Consider the following 18,420-nt stretch of genomic DNA (forward strand, 5'->3'; position numbering starts at 1 on the left):
CCGGGTCAGCGTCGAGGCCGCCGATTCCAGCTGCACGGCCGAGGCCGAGACGTTGGAGACGATGGCGCCGACCGCGCTCTCGAAATCGTCGGCAAAACGAATCAGCTCGGCGCGGCGGCTGGCGGCCTGCTCCCGATTCTGGACCTCGCTGGCGGCGGCATCGCGCTCGGCCTTGGCCACCGCCTGAACCTTGAACTCCTCGACCGCGCCGGCCATCTCGCCGATCTCGTCCTTGCGGCCGAGACCCGGCAGCACGACGTCGAAATTACCCGAGGCCAGCTCGCGCATCGCCTTGCACATCGCGATCATCGGACGCGAGATGCCCGTGCCGAGCAGGAAGGCGAGAACCACGCCCAGCAGCGTGCCGCCGATGGCGAGGATCAGAACGAGGTGCTCGGTCTGCCCGATGGTCGCTTCCGATTCCGAGTCCAGCCGTTGCTGTTCGGCGACGAGGTCCGCCTTCATGGCGGTGGCGCCTTGCAGGATGGCACCGGCCGAACCGCTCATCTCGGTGACGAGGTCGTCGACCAGCTTGGCTTGCGCAATCAGCTTCTCCAGCGCCTCGCGATAAGCACTGAGAAACGCTTTTGCCTCCTTCAGGCCGGTGACGATCTTGTCGTCCATGGAATAGACCGCGCCGAGCGAGTTCTCGACGAACTTCAGCCGCGCCATCGCACTGGCTCCGACAGCCTGGTCGGAGTTGAGGATGAAATTGCTTGCGGCCGCACTCGCGGTCTGGAATTGGGCGTTGACCTGCTTGGTGCCGAATTCGATCGCCTGCGCCTCGGAGTCGGAGGCGTTGTTGCCGACGTCGTCCAGCTTGTATTTCAGCAGGTTGGCGTTGCGCTGAAGCTGATTCTGGACCAGCAGCGCGCTGTCGCGCTTGGCCTGCAAGATCTTGGCGAAGGTCGCCGAGAAATTGGCAAACTCCTTGGCGAGCTTGTTGAGGCTCTCCAGCCGCGCCGGCTTCCTGGCATTCTTGACCGCCTGATCGATGGCGTTCTTCAGGCTGGCCTCGGCGTCCAGCGCCGCCTTGGCGTCGTCCTCCTTACCGGTCACCACGAAGTAGCGGGCGGCGGAGCGATAGCCGAGCAGTTCGCGATCGATATTGCGGGCAAGATCGGCCTCCGAGACACTGCTACGGTAGGATCCGACGCCTTCCGAAACGCGCTCGAAGCCGAAATAGGAGAAGGCCATGCTGCCGGCGGAGATCGCCAGCACGACGGCAAAACCGAGGATGATCTTGGCGCGGAACCTGAGAGTCGGAAATATTGTGCGCTTCGACGGCGACGCGATACGCCCGGACATTCCCACCCCCATTTTCATTCAGCCCTGATCCGGGGGCGCCCTGTCCCCAGATCCGACTGCGCAAAACTAGGGCAGAATTGATAAGGGGTGGTAAATTCCTCCCGGCTCGCAATCAACGGCTGTACCAGCGCCAGCTCGGCAGCTTCCGGTCCGAACCGGGTACCGCGCGGCTTTGTTGCGGCTAGAGCGAAAAAGCCCTACTGTTTTCGGCACTTGACGGAAGATCTTGGCAACAGACCAAGCGCGTCCTTGAGGAGAGAAACGAAGTGGGGCAGGCCGATCTTCGGTTTGACGGTTCGTCCGGCGTTGCGGTCGCGAAATCGAAAGCTCCGACCGTCGATGACGCCGTTGCCGAGCTCGTCGCCCAGCTTCCGTCCGACGAGCTGGCCCTGGTCCTGGTCTTCCTCTCTCCCCGCTACGATCCCCATCGGTTCATCGCCGAGATCACGAGACATTTCGCGGACACGCCGGTCTGCGGCTGCACGACAGCTGGCGAACTGGCGCCGGACGGCTGGGACGAGAACAGCGTTGTCGCGCTGACGTTCAGCCGGGCCGATTTCAGCGCCGTGGTCCGGCCGATCCTGAATCTCGCTAATTTCCATGTCGAGGACGGCCGCCGGATCGGCAGCGAGCTTCGCCACGAATTGCTGCGGGCCACCTCGGAGGTCAGCGGCGGCAACCCGTTCGGCCTGGTGCTGATCGACGGCATGTGCCGCCGCGAAGAGGCCGTGATGTCCGCCATCTACGCCTCGCTCGACAATATCCCGATCGTCGGCGGGTCGGCCGGCGACGGCCTGCGCTTCGAAAGGACCTGGGTGTTCTTCGACGGCAGGGCCCACACCGATGCGGCTCTCCTCATTCTCCTCAACACGTCGCTGCCATTCCGCGTCTTCAAATGCGACAATTTCGAGCCGACCGCGCAGAAGATGGTGGTCACCGAGGCCGATATCGAGCAGCGGGTCGTCAAGGAATTGAACGCGGAGCCTGCCGCCTCGGAATATTCCCGTGCGGTTGGAATCATCGACGCCAAGCTCGACCCGTTCTCCTTCGCATCCCATCCGGTGCTGGTCCGGGTCGGCGGGTCCTATTACGCACGGTCGATCCAGCGCGTGGATCCCGACGGCTCCTTGCGCTTCTTCTGCGCGATCGACGAGGGCATGGTGCTGACGACGGCAACCTCGGGCAGCCTGGTCGGAGCCACCCAGGATGCCTTCGCGGAAACCCGTGAGCAGATCGGTGATGTCTCTCTTTATATCGGCTTCGAATGCCTGCTGCGCCGGCTGGACGCCGAGCAGCACCAGCTCTCACGCGAAATGTCCGAGCTGTACCGGCAGAACCGCGTCGTCGGCTTTCATACCTACGGCGAACAGTTCGGCTCGATGCACGTGAACCAGACCTTCACCGGCGTCGCCATCGGCAGGCGGCCGACGTAACGGAGCCGACGTGGCAGAGACCTGGCAGGACGGGGAAACGATCGAGCAGCTTCGGCGGGAATCCGTCAAGCTGAAGAAGATCAATGCGGCGCTGATGTCCCGCGTCGAGCGGTCGATGGATCAGCAGCTCAACGCGTTCTCGCTGTTCGAAACCGCGATCGCGCTCGACCACCAGGTCCGCGACCGGACGCATCAATTGCGGGACGCTCTGCGTTCGGTCGAGCGGGCCAACGAAGGCCTCTACCGCGCCAAGCAGCAGGCGGAAGCTGCGAGCTCGCTGAAATCGTCCGTGCTGATCTCGGTCACCCACGATCTGCTCCAGCCGCTGAACGCGGCGCGCCTGACCCTGTCGGCACTCACCGAGATGATGGAGTCGCAGGAAGCGGGCGTGCTGATCGACCAGGTCGACCGGTCCCTGGTGACACTGGAAGACCTGCTGCGCTCGCTTCTGGAGATCGCCAAGCTCGATGCGGGCGCGCTCCGGCCCGACGTGCGGCCGATTGCAATCGGGCCGCTGCTCGATCAGCTCCGCAACGAGTTCGAGCCGATCGCCTGGAGGCAGGGGCTGTCCCTGCGCGTCCGCAGCTCGCCGCTCGCGGTGCTGTCCGACCCGATGATGCTGCGGAGGATCCTGCAAAACCTGCTCGCCAACGCGATCCGCTATACAAGCAGCGGCGGCGTCATCATGGGATGCAGACGGCGCGGCAACGGCATCGCGATCCAGATCTCCGATACCGGACCCGGAATTGCACAAGCCCAGCAGGAGGCGATCTTCCGGGAATTCCAGCGCGGCGACGTCAGCGCGACCGACCAGGCCGGCTTCGGTCTCGGCCTTTCGATCGTACGCCGCTTCGCGACGGCGCTCGGGCACGAGGTGCGGCTGTCGTCGCATGTCGGTCGGGGATCGACATTCGTGCTCGACCTGGAGCAGGCCGATCGCGCCGATGTCAGCGACGATCTCCATGAAATGAAGCCCGCCGATCTGCACTATGGCGGTCTGGGAGGGGCCAAGATCCTGCTGATCGAGAACGACGCGTCGGGCGCGGAGGCGCTGGCCGCCTTGTTGGAAGGATGGGGCTGCGACGTCGCGACCACGAGATCCGCCGCGGACGCCGCCCAGCGCTTGAGCGAGCTGGGCGGCACGCCGGACGCCATCATCGCCGATCTCCATCTCGACCACGGTGAAAGCGGATTGTCGGCCGTCGAGCGCATCCGGCAGCAACTGACTTCGGACGTGCCGGCAATGATCATCACGGCGGATTATTCCGAGAAGGCCGCGGCGGAAGCCAACCGCTACGGATTGGAAGTGCTGAAAAAGCCGATCCGGCCGGCGGAAATGCGCGCGCTGCTGTCGTTCCTGCTGAGCTAGTTCGTCACCTGTCGCCGCATCGGGCGCGAGGCGAAGCAGGCAGCATCAGGCCTGCGGATCGGTCCGGGCGCGGTCGCGCTTGGTGGCCGCACCCGAGCCCGCCAGCGTCGCGAAATCGATCTTCGACATTTCGACGATCGCCTTGGTGCGGCTCAGTACATTCAGTTTGCGCAGGATATCGGAGACGTGAACCTTCACGGTGGTCTCGGAGATCTTCAGCTCAAAAGCGATCTGCTTGTTCTGCAGGCCGCGCTTGAGCATCTCGAGGACACGCAATTGCTGGGGCGTCAGATCGTGAAGCCGCTTCAGGAGCTCCTGGGCCGCGAGCGGCGACCGCTGGGGGCGGGCCAGCGCGCGAAACGCAGCCGGCAGACAGACTGCGCCGCGCACGACTTCGCTGATTGCATGCGCCAGCTCCTGCTTGGACGAGGACTTGAGAATGTAGCCGGAGACGCCGAGCGACAATGCGCCCGAGATGATCTGCGCGTCCTGGTGCCCCGACACGATGACCACGGGAATGCGCGGAAACGCCTTGCGGATGCGGATGATGCCGGACAGTCCCGTCGTCCCCGGCATCGACAGGTCGAGAAGAATGAGGTCGATGTCGAATCTCGACGCCAACAGGTCGAGCGCACCGTCGATCGAGGTGGCCTGAAGCATGTCGGCATCCGGCGTCGCCATTTGCAGCGCTCCCTCGAGCGCCTCGCGAAACAGCGGATGATCTTCGACAATCAGAAACCGCATCAGGTTTGGGCCGTTCCCAGCTCGTCACCGAAGTCAGTCGTCAGGCCGGCGAGCATGCGGCCTCCGGCGCAAACCGGCTTGATCCAGATCAAATCGGACAGGCCGCTCATTGCGGCCTCCCCCGATCGATCCTTGCGTGCGGCCGCTGCCGCGGATCCGGCAAGTCGACCTTGCCGACCTCGACGATCGCCTTGTTGCGGCTGAACAGTCCAAGCTTGCGCAGGATCTCGGTGATGTGTGCCTTCACGGTCGATTCGGCGAGTTGAAGCTCCTGCGCGATCTGCCGGTTCGGATAGCCGCGACGAAGCAGATCGAGCACGCGAAGCTGCTGCGGGGTAAGCTCGCGAAGCTTGACCCCGAGTGCCTTGCTGCTGTCTGCCCGCTTCCGCTGTGGCGCCGCCACGAAATCCTTCGGCACCGACACCGATCCGCCGAGCACGCCTTCGATCGATTGCGCGAGCTCGCGCTTGGAGGTGGATTTCGGCAGATAGCCGGCGGCACCGAGCGCCAGCGCCTCGCGGACCACATGCTGGTCCTCCTCGCTCGAGACGATGGCGATCGGCAAGCGCGGATGGGTCTCGCGCAGCCGGAGAAAGCCGGAGAAACCGGTTGCGTCGGGAAGCGAGAGATCGAGCAGGGCAAGGTCGATCCCCCGTTCGACCGAAAGAACCCGCAAGGCGTCCTCGATCGACACCGCTTCGAGAATACGGGCCTCCGGCAGCGCCAGCCGCACGGCATTGCCAAGCGCCTCGCGAAACAGCGGATGATCGTCGATGATCAGGAAGCTGGTCATGGCGCCTTCCCCGGGGTCCATCGCGCGGGCGCATCCATCGGACGGTTGTGCCGATGGATGCGAAACGGACCTTAGAACATCTGCCCGATGCTGTCCGGTCAAGACCATTCAGTCGTCCGATTCGGTCTGAACCGTCAGCAGAAAGGCGTAGATGGTGTCGAACTGGCCGTCGGTGAAGACCTCTTTCCAGGACGGCATGCCCTTGGCCGGACGCCCCTCATGCACCGTGGTCCAGAACTTCTCGCGCATCTCGTCCCCGTAGCGGTGGCGCAGCAGCCTCAGATCGATCTTCCGCTCGCTCTGGATCGCGTCGGGACCATGGCAATGCGCACAGGTGCCGTTGAAGATCTCCTTGCCGGTGCCGACAGCTTCGACATTAGATCCCAGCGCATCGCCCTTGGTCTCGGTCGCGACAACATTGGCCTGTTGCGCCACGCCGGTGCCGGCTCCAGTCGTGGTTCCCAGTGGGGTCTGCACGGCGCTGAAGCGGAGCGGCTGACCGGTCGGCAGGCCATACTTCACCTTAAGATCGGCGATGGTACGCTCGAGGTCCGGCAAGACCGCATCGATCTGGTCGCGCAGTTCCGTCGAGGCCTTCGCGAAGCCGATCGCGACGTCCCACGACAGACCTTCGCCTTCGGTGAGCTGAAGCCGATAGCGATCCTGGTAGACGGTCTTGTTCAGCCAGCCGGCCACGGGTCCCCAGATAAAGGCGACGTCGGCTGCGCCCCGATCGAGCGCCTGCATGCCTTCCTCGGGCGACAGCACCGTCACTTTCTGGATGTCGTCACGCATCGCCAGGAGGTTTTGCGGCGTGCTGGCGAACTGCACGGCGACCCGCTTGCCCCGGAGATCGTCGATCCCGGAGATCGGCCGGTCCTTTGCCGTCAGGAGGGCGTAGCCTTCACGCGCAATCGTGTTCGAGAAGATGACGGCCGGCCCCATGAAATCCTCGGAGCGCGGCAGGCCGATCATGGCGTCGCACTGATTGCCGAGCAGGGTGACCCGGACGGTGCGCTTGCCGAAATACGACTTGTACCAATCATAGGCGATCGGCCGCCCGAGTGTCCGTGCCAACGCCTGGCCCAGCTCGACATAGAAGCCGGGTTGCGAGGGGCTGTTGCTCGAGAACGGGAGATTGGTCGGGTCGGCGCACAGCCGGAACGGCTTCACTTCGTCCGCGCGGCTCGTGGCGGCCGGCACGACGAGCGCCGGACCGGCGATACACGCAAGGAAAGCTGCGATGGCGCGACGTCTGCGATTGCCGATGCCAGAACAATTTGAGCGCATCCTGATCTCCCGCGGTTGGGCATGGTTGGTTTGACGTTGCGACAAGGTCCGGCCTGCGCCGCAACGGCGCGATCACTCTGTGGGAAAAGAGCGCGTGTATCCCGTCACCTCTGGGATACACGCGCCAGTCGTCACTGGACGGAGAATACGAAGAGCGAGCCGCCCTCGGGAGCTGCAGCCGTCATCTTCTTGCCAACCTCGCCCAGGAACGCGGGCAGCGCCGCCGTGCGGCCGACGACGATGGCGACGTATTGCTTGCCGTCCACCATGTAGGTCACGGGGCCCGCACCGATGCCAGAGCCGAGATTCTTGCTCCAGAGCACATTGCCGGATTTCGCATCGATGGCACGGAAGTCGCCGTGGATGTTGCCGGCGAACACCAGGCCTCCGCCGGTGGTCAGCGTACCGCCGTTGAAAGGCAGGTCTTCCTTGATGGACCAGACCTTCTTCTGGTTGACGGGATCCCAGGCCACGAGCTCGCCGAGGAAGCCGCCGGGACCTTCCTTGGTCGGGAATTCGGCGCCGAGATAGAACACGCCACGCTTATAGGCGACGTCGCTCACCGACCAATCCATGCAGACATTGTTGGAGGGAATGTAGACGAGGCCGGTCTGCGGATTGAACGACATCGGCTGCCAGTTCTTGCCGCCGATCAGATTGGGGCAGATGTCCTTGGCGGGATGGCCGGGGCCAGGACGCTTGTCGGGATCCTCGACCGCGCGCATGGTGGCGAGGTCGAACTTCTGCGCCCAGTTCGAGAAGACATACTTCTCCGCCGAGAGAACCTTGCCCGTCTCGCGATTGGCAACGAAGAAGAACCCGTTGCGGTCCGCCTTCATCAGCGCCGGAACGTTGCTGCCGCCGATATTGAGATCGGCGAGCACCGCCTCGTTCACGCCGTCATAGTCCCAGGCGTCGGCGGGCGTGGTCTGGATATGCCACTTGATCTTGCCGGTGTTGGGGTCGAGCGCGAGCGTCGAGGCGGTGTAGAGGTTGGTCAGCTTGCCGAAATTGCCGTCGCCGGTCGAGCGGACGCCGGTATTCCACGGACCGGGATTGCTGGTGCCCCAATACACGGTGTCGGTCTTGGGATCGTAAGAGCCCACCAGCCAGGCCGCGCCCCCGCCATGCTGGGCGGAATCGCCCTTCCACGTGTCGCCGCCGGGCTCCTCCGGCGCCGGAACGGTATAGGTCTGCCAGGCGAGCTTGCCGGTGTTGATGTCGAAGGCCTGAAGCGAACCGCGCACGCCGTACTCACCACCGCCGAAGCCGGTGATGACCTTGTCGCGCACCACCAGCGGCGGTGAGGTGATCACCGAACCCTGCTTGTAATCGACCACCTTCGTGGTCCACAGCGCCTTGCCCGTTGTGGCGTCGAGCGCGGTCAACTTACCATCGAGACGGCCGACGAAGATCTTGCCGTCTGCATAGGAGACGCCGCGATTGTTGACGTCGCAGCAGGCGTATTGCAGCACGTCGTCCGGAATCTCCGGCTCGTAGGTCCATTTGCGCGCGCCGGTCGCCGCGTCGAGCGCGTAGACGTATTTCGGGCCCCATGACGTCGAGACGTACAGGGTGTTGCCGACGACGATCGGCGAGGATTCGTTCGAGCGCAGCGATGCAAGCGAGAACGAATAGGCAAGCGACAACTTGCCGGCGTTCTCGGCGTTGATCTGGTTGAGCGGGCTGAATCGCGTGTTGGCGTAATCGTGGCCCGCGACCGCCCATTGATTGGCATCGGATTGCGCTTTGAGCAGTGAATCGTTGGCGTGAACGCCAATCGTGCCGGCGCCGAGCATCGCGATCATCGAAATGCCGGCCAAGAAGCCCCTCGTTCCAAAGGTCATGATTCCCTCCGTGATGTTGCTTTGCGCGCCCGTTGGGCGCTGATGCGCTTTTGCGCTTTTCGATACGCAGTTCGACTGCGAACCATCACGGAAATTACAGCATCGCCTTTTCGCGCTTAGTATAGGCGGAAGGTAGTAGTGCAAATCATTGTCAGGCTTGACCGCTCATCTCGTTGTCTGCGCTCGCTTCTTGTCGCTTGTCGGCAGCTCAAAAACGGCGAACGGATTGCGGCAGCATCGTGCAGCCATCCGGTCGCGCTGTCGAAAATCGGTATCGACCCCGGCTGCAAATCACGACAGCGGTGCGACCGCGGCGGATGGTCGCCGGCGCCGCGAGATCCATCGATGTCGCCATGTCGTTTGCGGGTCGCTTTTGATCGGCCGGCCTCCCGCGCGACGATGGCGCTCGGTCGGCAAAGCCATCTCCCAGTTGGTTCTTCTCGTCCACCTCTCGTCAGGGAGAACAGGCGGACTTGGGCAGCCCATCTCCCGGCGGGCTCCGCCACGCCGGCCGGCGCACGTCAGCCAATCAACGTCACAATGAAATCAATGGCTTATCTTGCAAAATCCTACTACCAAGATCGCGGTTACAAAGGGGCCCGGTCGTGCTCCTATTTGCGCAACGACGACAAAGAGTCCCAAGGGAGAGACAATCGGCGGCGCCAGGACCGGCATCCGCGGGCGAGCAGCCTTAGCGCGATGGCAGAGCAGACGCCGCGGGAGACGAGAGACCATTTCCTTGCAGTTTTCGGACAAGTCGCGCCATGCACTGGCAGCGGCACGGATCACTGTTGTCGGATCGCGGCGTCTCGGCGACCGTTTCGTGACAACCGGCAATCAAAATCCCAGTTGCAAAGTTTCATCGCGCTGTTTCTAATTGGAATAACTACAAACATTCGGGAGGACTCCACCGTGTCTACAGTCAAACTGACAGTGAACGGCAAGGCCGTTGCTGTCGACGTCGAGGACCGCACGCTGCTGGTCCAGCTGCTGCGCGATCACCTCAACCTCACGGGGACGCATGTCGGCTGCGACACCAGCCAGTGCGGCGCCTGCGTCGTGCACATGGACGGCCGCGCGGTGAAATCCTGCACCATGCTGGCCGGCCAGGCCGACGGCGCCAGCATCACCACCATCGAGGGCATCGCCAAGGGCGACGAGCTGCACCCGATGCAGGCCGCCTTCCGCGACAATCACGGCCTGCAATGCGGCTATTGCACGCCGGGCATGATCATGTCGGCGATCGACATCGTGCACCGTCACGGCGGTCAGCTCGACGAGGCCACCGTCCGCACCGAGCTCGAAGGCAATATCTGCCGCTGCACCGGCTACCACAACATCGTCAAGGCCGTGCTCGATGCAGCCGGTCGCATGAAGGTCTCGCAGGCGGCCGAGTAAGTCGGCGCGCCTCGGTAGAACAAATCACCGCTGCCGCTCTCGAAGGACAGCGCAGCCATAAAATTTCCGGTCGGGAGGACCAGCCATGGGTGTTGAAGGCATCGGCGCACGCGTCGTGCGCAAGGAAGACAAGCGTTTCATTACCGGCAAGGGCCGCTACGTCGACGACATCAAGATGGTCGGCATGACCCATGCCCATTTCATCCGCAGCCCGCACGCCCACGCCAAGGTGAAGGGGATCGATTCCTCTGCCGCGCTCAAGATGCCGGGCGTGGTCGCCGTGCTCACGGGCCGAGAGATCGTCGACGACAAGGTCGGCAACCTCATCTGCGGCTGGGCCATCACCTCCAAGGACGGCAGCCCGATGAAGATGGGCGCGTGGCCGGCGATGGCGCCGGAGACGGTGCGCTTCGTCGGTCAGGCCGTCGCCGTCGTGATCGCCGAAAGCAAGAATTTGGCGCGCGATGCCGCGGAAGCCGTGGTCGTGAACTATGAGGAGCTGCCGGCCGTCGCCGACGTCCAGGCGGCGATCAAGTCAGGCGCGCCGCAGCTCCATCCCGAGGCCCCCGGCAACCAGGTCTATGACTGGGTGATCGGCGACGAGGGCGCCACCGATGCCGCCTTCGCCAAGGCCGCCAATGTCGTCAAGCTCGACGTCACCAACAACCGCCTCGCGCCCAACGCGATGGAGCCGCGCGCGGCGCTCGCCGATTACGACGCTGCAGAAGAGCATTTCACGCTCTACACCACCTCGCAAAACCCGCACGTTGCCCGCCTCGTGCTGTCGGCGTTCTACAACATCGCGCCCGAGCACAAGCTGCGGGTGATCGCCCCCGACGTCGGCGGCGGCTTCGGCTCCAAGATCTTCATCTACCCGGAAGAGATGGTGGCGCTGTGGGCTTCCAAGAAGGTCGGCCGTCCCGTGAAATGGACTGGCGACCGCACCGAGGCCTTCCTCACCGACGCGCATGGCCGTGACCATGTCACCCATGCCGAGATGGCTTTCGACGCCAACAACAAGATCACCGGCCTCAAGGTGAAGACCTACGCCAATTTCGGCGCCTACATGTCGCTGTTCTCGTCCTCGGTGCCGACCTATCTCTATGCGACGCTGCTGTCGGGCCAGTACAACATCCCGGCGATCCATGCCGAGGTGATCGGCGTCTACACCAACACCACGCCGGTCGACGCCTATCGCGGCGCGGGCCGCCCCGAGGCCAGCTACCTGATCGAACGCCTGATGGAGACGGCGGCGCGGCAGCTCAAGGTCGATCCGGCCCAGCTGCGCCGGAGCAACTTCATCACCCAGTTCCCGCATCAGACGCCCGTGATCATGGCCTACGACACCGGCGACTTCAACGCCTCGCTCGATGCCGCGATGAAGGCGATCGATTATGCGGGCTTCCCAGCCCGCAAGGCGCAAGCCAAGGCACAAGGCAAGCTGCGCGGCATCGGCGTGTCCTGCTACATCGAGGCCTGCGGCATCGCGCCGTCGAAGGCGGTCGGCAGCCTCGGCGCCGGCGTCGGCCTGTGGGAATCGGCCGAGGTGCGCGTCAATCCCGTCGGCACCATCGAGATCCTCACGGGCTCGCACAGCCACGGCCAGGGACACGAGACCACGTTCTGCCAGCTCGTCGCCGAGCGTCTCGGCGTGCCCATCAGCCAGGTCTCGATCGTCCATGGCGACACCGACAAGGTGCAGTTCGGCATGGGCACCTACGGCTCGCGCTCGGCCGCCGTCGGCCTCACCGCGATCCTGAAGGCGATGGAGAAGATGGAATCCAAGGCCAAGAAGATTGCGGCGCATGCGCTGGAAGCTTCCGAGGCCGACATCGTCATCGAGAACGGCGAGTTCAAGGTGACCGGCACCGACAAGGCGATCGCCCTGCCGATGGTCGCGCTCGCGGCCTATACCGCGCACAATCTGCCTGACGGGATGGAGCCGGGCCTGAAGGAGAGCGCCTTCTACGACCCGACCAACTTCACCTTCCCGGCCGGCACCTATATCTGCGAGCTCGAGGTCGATCCCGGCACCGGCAAGACCTCCTTCGTCAACTTCGTCGCGGCCGACGATTTCGGCCGGCTGATCAACCCGATGATCGTCGAGGGCCAGGTCCATGGTGGCCTTGTCCAGGGCATCGGGCAGGCGCTGCTCGAGCACGCGATCTACGATGCCAACGGCCAGCCGGTCACGGCCTCGTTCATGGACTACGCCATGCCGCGCGCCGACGATGTGCCGTCGTTCAACCTCTCCCACACCACGACGCTGTGCCCGGGCAATCCCCTGGGCATCAAGGGTTGCGGTGAGGCCGGCGCGATCGGCGCCTCCGCGGCCGTGATCAATGCGATCACGGATGCGATCGGCAAGAACAACCTGGAAATGCCCGCGACCCCTGACCGGGTGTGGCGCACGATCCACGCGGCTTAAGAGGGAGCAACCAAGATGTACCAGACCAAATATCATCGCGCTTCCTCAGTCGACGAGGCCGTCAGCCTGTTCGGCAAGAGCAGCGAGGCGAAGTTTCTGGCCGGCGGCCAGACGCTGCTGCCCGTCATGAAGCAGCGGCTCGCCAGCCCGTCCGACGTGATCGACCTCGGCAAGATCAAGGAGCTGCAGGGCGTCGAGTTGTCGGGGGATACGCTGACCATCAAGGCCGGCACGATCTATTACGACATCATGACGAATGCCGATGTGAAGAAGGCGATCCCCGCGATCGCCCATCTCACCTCGGTGCTCGGCGACCCTGCCGTGCGCTATCGCGGCACGATCGGCGGCTCGATCGCCAACAACGATCCCGCCGCGGACTTCCCCGCCGCGCTGCTCGCGCTCGGCGCCACCGTGAAGACCAACAAGCGGTCGATTGCGGCGGAGGACTTCTTCCAGGGCCTGTTTTCGACGGCGCTCGAAGACGGCGAGATCATCACGGCCGTGTCGTTCCCGGTGCCGGCGAAGGCAGGTTACGAGAAGATGCGACATCCGGCCTCACGCTTCGCGCTGACCGGCGTGTTCGTCGCCCAGACCAAATCGGGTGAGGTTCGGGTGGCCGCCACGGGGGCCTCGCAGAGCGGCGTGATGCGGGTGCCCGCGATCGAAGCCGCGCTGAAGGCGAACTGGTCGCCATCGGCGATCGACAGCGTGACGATCTCGGCGAACGGACTCTTGGCCGATATCCACGGCACGGCGGAGTACCGTGCCAACCTCATCAAGGTGATGGCGCAGCGCGCGGTGGCCGCTGCAGGCTGATTTCGCCGCAGCGTCTCGACACAAATTTTCCGCGGCGCGCACTTCGGTGCGCGCCGTTTTATTTTGACCGTGCGGCATGAAAACCGCTTGCCTCGCTGGCATGAAGGCGAGAAAAGTTAATCAGCCGATTAACTCTCTCCGAAAAAGAAGGTCAGCGGCGATCGCCGAGCCATCGGCATCTGCCCGCGACCCGAGGAAACAAAAACGTGCTCGACAAATCAGCCCCCACCTCCTCCGTCCGCACCTCTGGCCCGCTGTCGGGCTTCCGCATCGTCGAATTCGCCGGCATCGGACCCGGCCCGTTCGCCTGCATGATGCTGGCCGACATGGGCGCCGAGGTCGTCACGCTCGACCGGATCGGCGCGAAGAAGAGCATGAAGTCGGTGGCGGGCCGCGGCCGCAAGGTGATCGAGCTCGACCTCAAGGACAAGGCGGCGATCGCGCAAGTGCTCGATTTGCTCGCCAGCGCCGATGCGCTGGTCGAGGGCTTTCGTCCCGGCGTGATGGAGCGGCTCGGGCTCGGCCCGGACGTCGTGCTCGCGCGCAACCCCAAGCTGGTCTATGGCCGCATGACCGGCTGGGGCCAGGAAGGCCCGCTCGCCAACGCGGCCGGTCACGACATCAATTACATCTCCATCACCGGCGCGCTCGCCGCCATCGGCACCAAGGAAGCGCCGGTGCCGCCGCTCAATCTCGTCGGCGATTTCGGCGGCGGCGCGCTCTATCTCGTCGTCGGCGTGCTCGCAGCGCTTTTGGAAGCCTCGAGGTCCGGCAAGGGCCAGGTGGTGGACGCCGCGATGTGCGACGGCGCGGCCTCGCTGATGTCGTTCTTCTTCGACATGACTACGATGGGACGCTGGACCGAAGGCCGCAATCAGAACTTCCTCGACGGCGGCGCGCATTTCTACGGCGTCTACGAATGCGCCTGCGGCCATTTCGTCTCGATCGGCTCGATCGAGCCGCAATTCTACAAGCTGCTGCGCGAGCACGCGGGCCTGACGGACGCCGATTTCGACGCGCAGATGAATCCCAAGGCCTGGCCGGCGCTGAAGGAGAAGCTCAAGGCGGTGTTCAAGAGCAAGACGCGCGAGGACTGGTGCAAGATCATGGAAGGCACCGACATCTGCTTCGCGCCGGTGCTGACCATGTCAGAGGCGACCCAGCATCCGCACATGGTCGCCCGCAACGTCTTCATCGAGCGTCACGGCGTGAAGCAGCCCGCGCCGGCGCCGAGATTCTCACGCACGCCGTCGGCGGTGCGCGAGCCGGAAGGTGCGGAGATTGGGGCGGTGACAAAGGCGTGGGCGGGGCGTTAGACCCGGGCTGTTGCAACAACCTCCGCTGTCGTCCCGGCGAACGCCGGGACCCATAACCACAGGAAGTAGTTTGGCGAAGACTCGGAGTTCGTTACTTCTGTCGACCGCAATCGATGGATCACGCGGTATGGGTCCCGGCGTTCGCCGGGACGACGGCGGTGACGTGGACCCAATTCGCGCCTCACAAGCAGCCTACGCCGCATCCACCTTCAACACGCCGCGGCGGATCTGATCCTCCTCGATCGATTCGAACAGGGCCTTGAAATTGCCCTCACCAAAACCGTCGTCGCCCTTGCGCTCGATGAACTCGAAGAAGATCGGGCCGATCGCATTGGCCGAGAAGATCTGCAGCAGCACCTTGGTCTGGCCGCCTTCGACCACGCCTTCGCCGTCGATCAGGATGCCGTTCTTCTTCAGACGCGCGAGATCCTCGCCATGCTCAGGCAGCCGCGCGTCGACCTTCTCGAAATAGGTGTCGGGCGGTGACGGCATGAACGGCAGGCCGGCCGCGCGCAGGCCTTCGATGGTGCGGTAGATATCGCGGCAGCCGCAGGCGATGTGCTGGATGCCCTCGCCGCGATAGGTCTTGAGATATTCCTCGATCTGGCCGGAATCGCCGGCATCCTCGTTGATCGGAATCCGGATCTTGCCGTCGGGGCTGGTCAGCGCGCGCGAGAACAGGCCGGAGGCGCGGCCCTCGATGTCGAAGAAACGGATCTGGCGGAAGTTGAACAGCTTCTCGTAGAAGCCGGCCCAGACATCCATGCGGCCGCGATGGACGTTGTGGGTGAGATGGTCGAGATAGAACAGGCCTGCGCCGACCGGCCGCGGATCGCGCGCGCCAAGCCATTCGAACTCGGCGTCGTAAGCTGAGCCCTTGGCGCCGTAGCGATCGACCAGATAGAGCAGGCTGCCGCCGATGCCCTTGATCGCGGGCACGTCCAGCGTCTTCTGCGTGGAGGACACATCGGCCGGCTCGGCACCGAGCGCGATCGCGCGGTCATAGGCGGCTTTCGCATCGACCACGCGGAACGCCATCGACGGCGCACAGGGGCCGTGCGCGGCGACGAATTCATAGCCGTGGGTGCCGGGCTCCTCGTTGACGAGGTAGTTGATGTCGCCCTGGCGATAGACCGTGATTGTCTTGGTCCGGTGGCGCGCGACGGGCGCATAGCCCATCAGCTTGAACAGCGCGTGCAGCTCTTCCGGATGGGGATGCGCATATTCCACGAACTCAAACCCGTCGGTGCCCATCGGATTGTCGGCGCTGACAGTGGCCGGCGGTGCATCGTGCGGAAACGGTCCCATGGTGTTCTCCCGAATGGTGGCTGGTAGGAACTATCCTTCATGGGACGCGCGAGGAGCGTGCAAATGGGACGTGTTTCCAGCATAATATGCACGATCCGTGCACAAAATGGACAAACCGCACATGATTTCCCTGGACACCTTCGACCTCAAGATCCTCAGTGCGCTCCAGGACGACGGCCGCCTCACCAATCAGGAGCTCGCCGACCTCGCCGGGCTATCGGCCTCGCAATGCTCGCGCCGGCGCATGCGGCTGGAGGAAGAAAAGGTAATCGCTGGCTATCACGCCGACCTCTCCAGCGAGGCGCTCGGCTTTGGCGTCATCGCCTTCATCCAGGTGGGGCTTGCGACCCATTCCCCGGACAATTCCAAGCGTTTTCGCGCGCTGGTGAACCGGATCGACGAGATCCAGGAGGCCTATTCGCTGACCGGCGATGCCGACTACGTGCTCAAGGCCGTGCTGCGCGATCTCAAGGGCCTCTCCAACCTCGTCAACGACGTGTTGATGCCGCACCAGAGCGTGGCACATGTGCGCTCCTCGATCGTGCTCGACAGGCTGAAGGAGAGTTCGCGATTGCCGCTCAAGGAGATCAAGCCCGGCTGAAATCGAGGGAACTACGTCATTCGCGCTCCACGCTAGATCTGCGATGATCCGCATCCGTCCGGAGATTTGTCATGGCCCTCCAGCTTCGACCGAACTGCGAATATTGCGATTGCGACCTGCCGCCGGATGCGACGAATGCGCGGATCTGCTCCTATGAATGCACGTTCTGTGCGCACTGCGTCGAGAGCAAGCTGTTCAACGTCTGCCCGAATTGCGGCGGCGGTTTTGCCCCGCGCCCGATCAGGCCGACGCAGGAATGGCGGGCGGGCGTCTGCACGACCAAGCAGGCGCCGTCCGACAAGCGGGTGCATTTGAAATACAGCGTCGAGGACGTCGCCGCGCATTGCGCGCGGATCAGGGACGTGCCGCCGGACAGGCGGTAGGCTCTCGACGCCGTCAGGTTGCGGCAGTCCCGTAGGGTGGGCAAAGGTGCGTTAGCGCCGTGCCCACGTTCTTTTTCTATCGCAACGAATGGTGGGCACGCTTCGCTTTGCCCACCCTACGAGACCTCGCACGCGGCAATCACTCCGCCGCCAGAATCGTCCCTTCGACCTCGCCGAAGCCAACGCGATAGCCATTGCCCTGGCACCAGCCGCGCATCACCAGGCTGTCGCCGTCTTCCAGGAACGAGCGCTTGGCGCCGCCGGGCAGCTCGACCGGCTCGGTGCCATTCCAGCTGATCTCGAGCAGGCTGCCGCGCTGGTTCTTCTCCGGGCCGGAGATCGTGCCACTGCCAAGGAGATCGCCGACATTCATGGCGCAGCCTGAGGAAGCGTGGTGCATCAGCTGCTGCACCGAGGACCAGTACATGTATTTGAAACTGGTGCGGCTGATGCCGGCGGGCGCGTTGGCGCCTGCGGCGCGCAAGGCAACGTCGAGCTCGACATCGTAGTTCTGCGGTTTTGCCTGTTTGAGATAATCGAGCGGCACGGGCTGTTGCTCCGGCCCCTGCAGGCGGAACGGCTCCAGCGCCTCGCGCGTCACAACCCACGGGCTGATCGAGGTCGCGAACGCCTTCGCGAGAAACGGACCAAGCGGCACATATTCCCATTGCTGGATGTCGCGCGCGCTCCAGTCGTTGAGCAGCACGAAGCCGAAGATCATCTCCTCCGCCTGTTGCTCGGTGAGCATGCCGCCCATCGGCGAGGGCTGGCCGATCACGACGCCCATCTCCAGCTCGAAATCGAGCCGCTTGCACGGACCGAAGCTCGGCACATCCACATTCGGCGGCTTCAGCTGCCCGCGCGGGCGCTTCACCTTGGTGCCCGACACCACGACGGTGGATGCGCGACCGTTATAGGCGATCGGCATATGCAGCCAGTTCGGCTGCAGCGCGTTGTCCTTGCCGCGGAACATCACGCCGACATTGGTGGCGTGCTCCTTCGACGAATAGAAATCGGTGTAGCCGGAGACGGCGAACGGCATGTGCAGCCTCGCATCGCGCATCGGCACCAGCGCCCTCTTACGCAGCTCCTCATTGTCGCGCAGCTCCGGATGATCGGCGCGCAGGAGCTCGCTGATCCGTGCCCGCGTCCTGGTCCAGACTTTTGGCCCCAGCGCCATGAACGGATTGAGCGAGCCGTCGGAGAACACACCGAGCGGCCCGACGTCGAGCCGGCAATCCTGCTCGAGCTCCCAGAGATCGAGCACGTAATCGCCGATTGCCACGCCGACGCGCGGCGTCGGATTGGCCGCGGTTGAGAACACGCCATACGGCAGGTTCTGGATCGGGAAGTCGGACGAAGGATCGACCTCGATGAAGGAGCGGA

General features: G+C 64.1%; 15 protein-coding genes. 8 read left to right on the top strand and 7 right to left on the bottom strand.

Annotated features, from left to right (window positions below; genetic code table 11):
- The coding region (locus SE92_RS21785; protein WP_198172742.1) for a HAMP domain-containing protein at positions 1-1,308 on the bottom strand (1,308 nt) is incomplete at its 3' end.
- A 266-nt stretch (positions 1,309-1,574) separates the two neighbouring features.
- Between SE92_RS21785 and SE92_RS21790 the strand changes: the two genes are divergently transcribed.
- Together SE92_RS21790 and SE92_RS21795 are read left to right on the top strand one after the other, a co-directional pair.
- Positions 1,575-2,741: an FIST N-terminal domain-containing protein gene (locus SE92_RS21790; protein ID WP_063198246.1), complete on the top strand. Its 1,167-nt coding sequence runs from the start codon at positions 1,575-1,577 to the stop codon at positions 2,739-2,741.
- 10 nt (positions 2,742-2,751) lie between these two features.
- Complete coding sequence (locus tag SE92_RS21795; protein ID WP_063198247.1) at positions 2,752-4,110, top strand: hybrid sensor histidine kinase/response regulator; 1,359 nt, start codon at positions 2,752-2,754, stop codon at positions 4,108-4,110.
- Between the two features lie 45 nt (positions 4,111-4,155).
- Here SE92_RS21795 and SE92_RS21800 read toward each other — a convergent pair whose 3' ends face one another.
- From SE92_RS21800 to SE92_RS21815, 4 genes are all read right to left on the bottom strand, one after another.
- Positions 4,156-4,854, bottom strand: coding sequence for a response regulator (locus tag SE92_RS21800; protein ID WP_063198249.1), 699 nt, complete (start codon positions 4,852-4,854; stop codon positions 4,156-4,158).
- Positions 4,855-4,960: 106 nt separating this feature from the next.
- Positions 4,961-5,647, bottom strand: coding sequence for a response regulator (locus SE92_RS21805; RefSeq protein ID WP_063198251.1), 687 nt, complete (start codon positions 5,645-5,647; stop codon positions 4,961-4,963).
- 108 nt (positions 5,648-5,755) lie between these two features.
- Positions 5,756-6,937 (bottom strand): c-type cytochrome, encoded by a 1,182-nt coding sequence (locus SE92_RS21810; RefSeq protein ID WP_063198253.1) that lies wholly within the window; start codon positions 6,935-6,937, stop codon positions 5,756-5,758.
- Between the two features lie 131 nt (positions 6,938-7,068).
- Positions 7,069-8,784, bottom strand: coding sequence for a PQQ-dependent methanol/ethanol family dehydrogenase (locus SE92_RS21815; protein ID WP_157095612.1), 1,716 nt, complete (start codon positions 8,782-8,784; stop codon positions 7,069-7,071).
- Positions 8,785-9,696: 912 nt separating this feature from the next.
- Between SE92_RS21815 and SE92_RS21820 the strand changes: the two genes are divergently transcribed.
- The 4 genes from SE92_RS21820 to SE92_RS21835 all read left to right on the top strand — a co-directional run bounded on the left by SE92_RS21820 (position 9,697) and on the right by SE92_RS21835 (position 14,742).
- Positions 9,697-10,182 carry a (2Fe-2S)-binding protein gene (locus SE92_RS21820; RefSeq protein ID WP_018321562.1) on the top strand — a complete coding sequence of 162 codons (486 nt, stop codon included), beginning with the start codon at positions 9,697-9,699 and terminating at the stop codon, positions 10,180-10,182.
- Positions 10,183-10,267: 85 nt separating this feature from the next.
- A complete protein-coding gene (locus tag SE92_RS21825) occupies positions 10,268-12,610 on the top strand; it encodes a xanthine dehydrogenase family protein molybdopterin-binding subunit (protein WP_063198254.1) in 2,343 nt (780 codons plus the stop codon).
- A 15-nt stretch (positions 12,611-12,625) separates the two neighbouring features.
- The gene (locus SE92_RS21830; protein WP_063198256.1) at positions 12,626-13,426 is read left to right on the top strand and encodes an FAD binding domain-containing protein; all 801 of its coding nucleotides are present in this window, start codon (positions 12,626-12,628) and stop codon (positions 13,424-13,426) included.
- Positions 13,427-13,632: 206 nt separating this feature from the next.
- Complete coding sequence (locus tag SE92_RS21835) at positions 13,633-14,742, top strand: CaiB/BaiF CoA transferase family protein (RefSeq protein WP_063198258.1); 1,110 nt, start codon at positions 13,633-13,635, stop codon at positions 14,740-14,742.
- Between the two features lie 192 nt (positions 14,743-14,934).
- Here SE92_RS21835 and hppD read toward each other — a convergent pair whose 3' ends face one another.
- Positions 14,935-16,050, bottom strand: coding sequence for a 4-hydroxyphenylpyruvate dioxygenase (gene hppD, locus SE92_RS21840; RefSeq protein WP_063198259.1), 1,116 nt, complete (start codon positions 16,048-16,050; stop codon positions 14,935-14,937).
- 121 nt (positions 16,051-16,171) lie between these two features.
- Between hppD and SE92_RS21845 the strand changes: the two genes are divergently transcribed.
- Positions 16,172-16,651 carry an Lrp/AsnC family transcriptional regulator gene (locus SE92_RS21845; protein ID WP_063203692.1) on the top strand — a complete coding sequence of 160 codons (480 nt, stop codon included), beginning with the start codon at positions 16,172-16,174 and terminating at the stop codon, positions 16,649-16,651.
- A gap of 71 nt (positions 16,652-16,722) precedes the next feature.
- Positions 16,723-17,034, top strand: a complete 312-nt coding sequence (locus tag SE92_RS21850; protein WP_063198261.1) for a DUF1272 domain-containing protein — start codon at positions 16,723-16,725, stop codon at positions 17,032-17,034.
- 139 nt (positions 17,035-17,173) lie between these two features.
- On the opposite strand, the gene fahA is transcribed toward SE92_RS21850, so the two are convergent.
- Positions 17,174-18,420, bottom strand: a 1,247-nt coding sequence (gene fahA, locus SE92_RS21855) for a fumarylacetoacetase (protein ID WP_063198263.1), incomplete at its 5' end; no start/stop codon positions are given.

Origin of the sequence: Bradyrhizobium sp. AT1 (assembly GCF_001590795.1) — a bacterium.
Classification (GTDB): Bacteria; Pseudomonadota; Alphaproteobacteria; order Rhizobiales; family Xanthobacteraceae; genus Bradyrhizobium.

Excerpts from the sequence above, each read along its gene's own strand:
- SE92_RS21800 (WP_063198249.1), bottom strand. The coding sequence starts at position 4,854 with ATGCGGTTTCTGATTGTCGAAGATCATCCGCTGTTTCGCGAGGCGCTC.
- SE92_RS21805 (WP_063198251.1), bottom strand. The coding sequence starts at position 5,647 with ATGACCAGCTTCCTGATCATCGACGATCATCCGCTGTTTCGCGAGGCG.
- SE92_RS21810 (WP_063198253.1), bottom strand. The coding sequence starts at position 6,937 with ATGCGCTCAAATTGTTCTGGCATCGGCAATCGCAGACGTCGCGCCATC.
- SE92_RS21815 (WP_157095612.1), bottom strand. The coding sequence starts at position 8,784 with ATGACCTTTGGAACGAGGGGCTTCTTGGCCGGCATTTCGATGATCGCG.
- SE92_RS21825 (WP_063198254.1), top strand. The coding sequence starts at position 10,268 with ATGGGTGTTGAAGGCATCGGCGCACGCGTCGTGCGCAAGGAAGACAAG.
- SE92_RS21830 (WP_063198256.1), top strand. The coding sequence starts at position 12,626 with ATGTACCAGACCAAATATCATCGCGCTTCCTCAGTCGACGAGGCCGTC.
- hppD (WP_063198259.1), bottom strand. The coding sequence starts at position 16,050 with ATGGGACCGTTTCCGCACGATGCACCGCCGGCCACTGTCAGCGCCGAC.
- SE92_RS21845 (WP_063203692.1), top strand. The coding sequence starts at position 16,172 with ATGATTTCCCTGGACACCTTCGACCTCAAGATCCTCAGTGCGCTCCAG.
- SE92_RS21850 (WP_063198261.1), top strand. The coding sequence starts at position 16,723 with ATGGCCCTCCAGCTTCGACCGAACTGCGAATATTGCGATTGCGACCTG.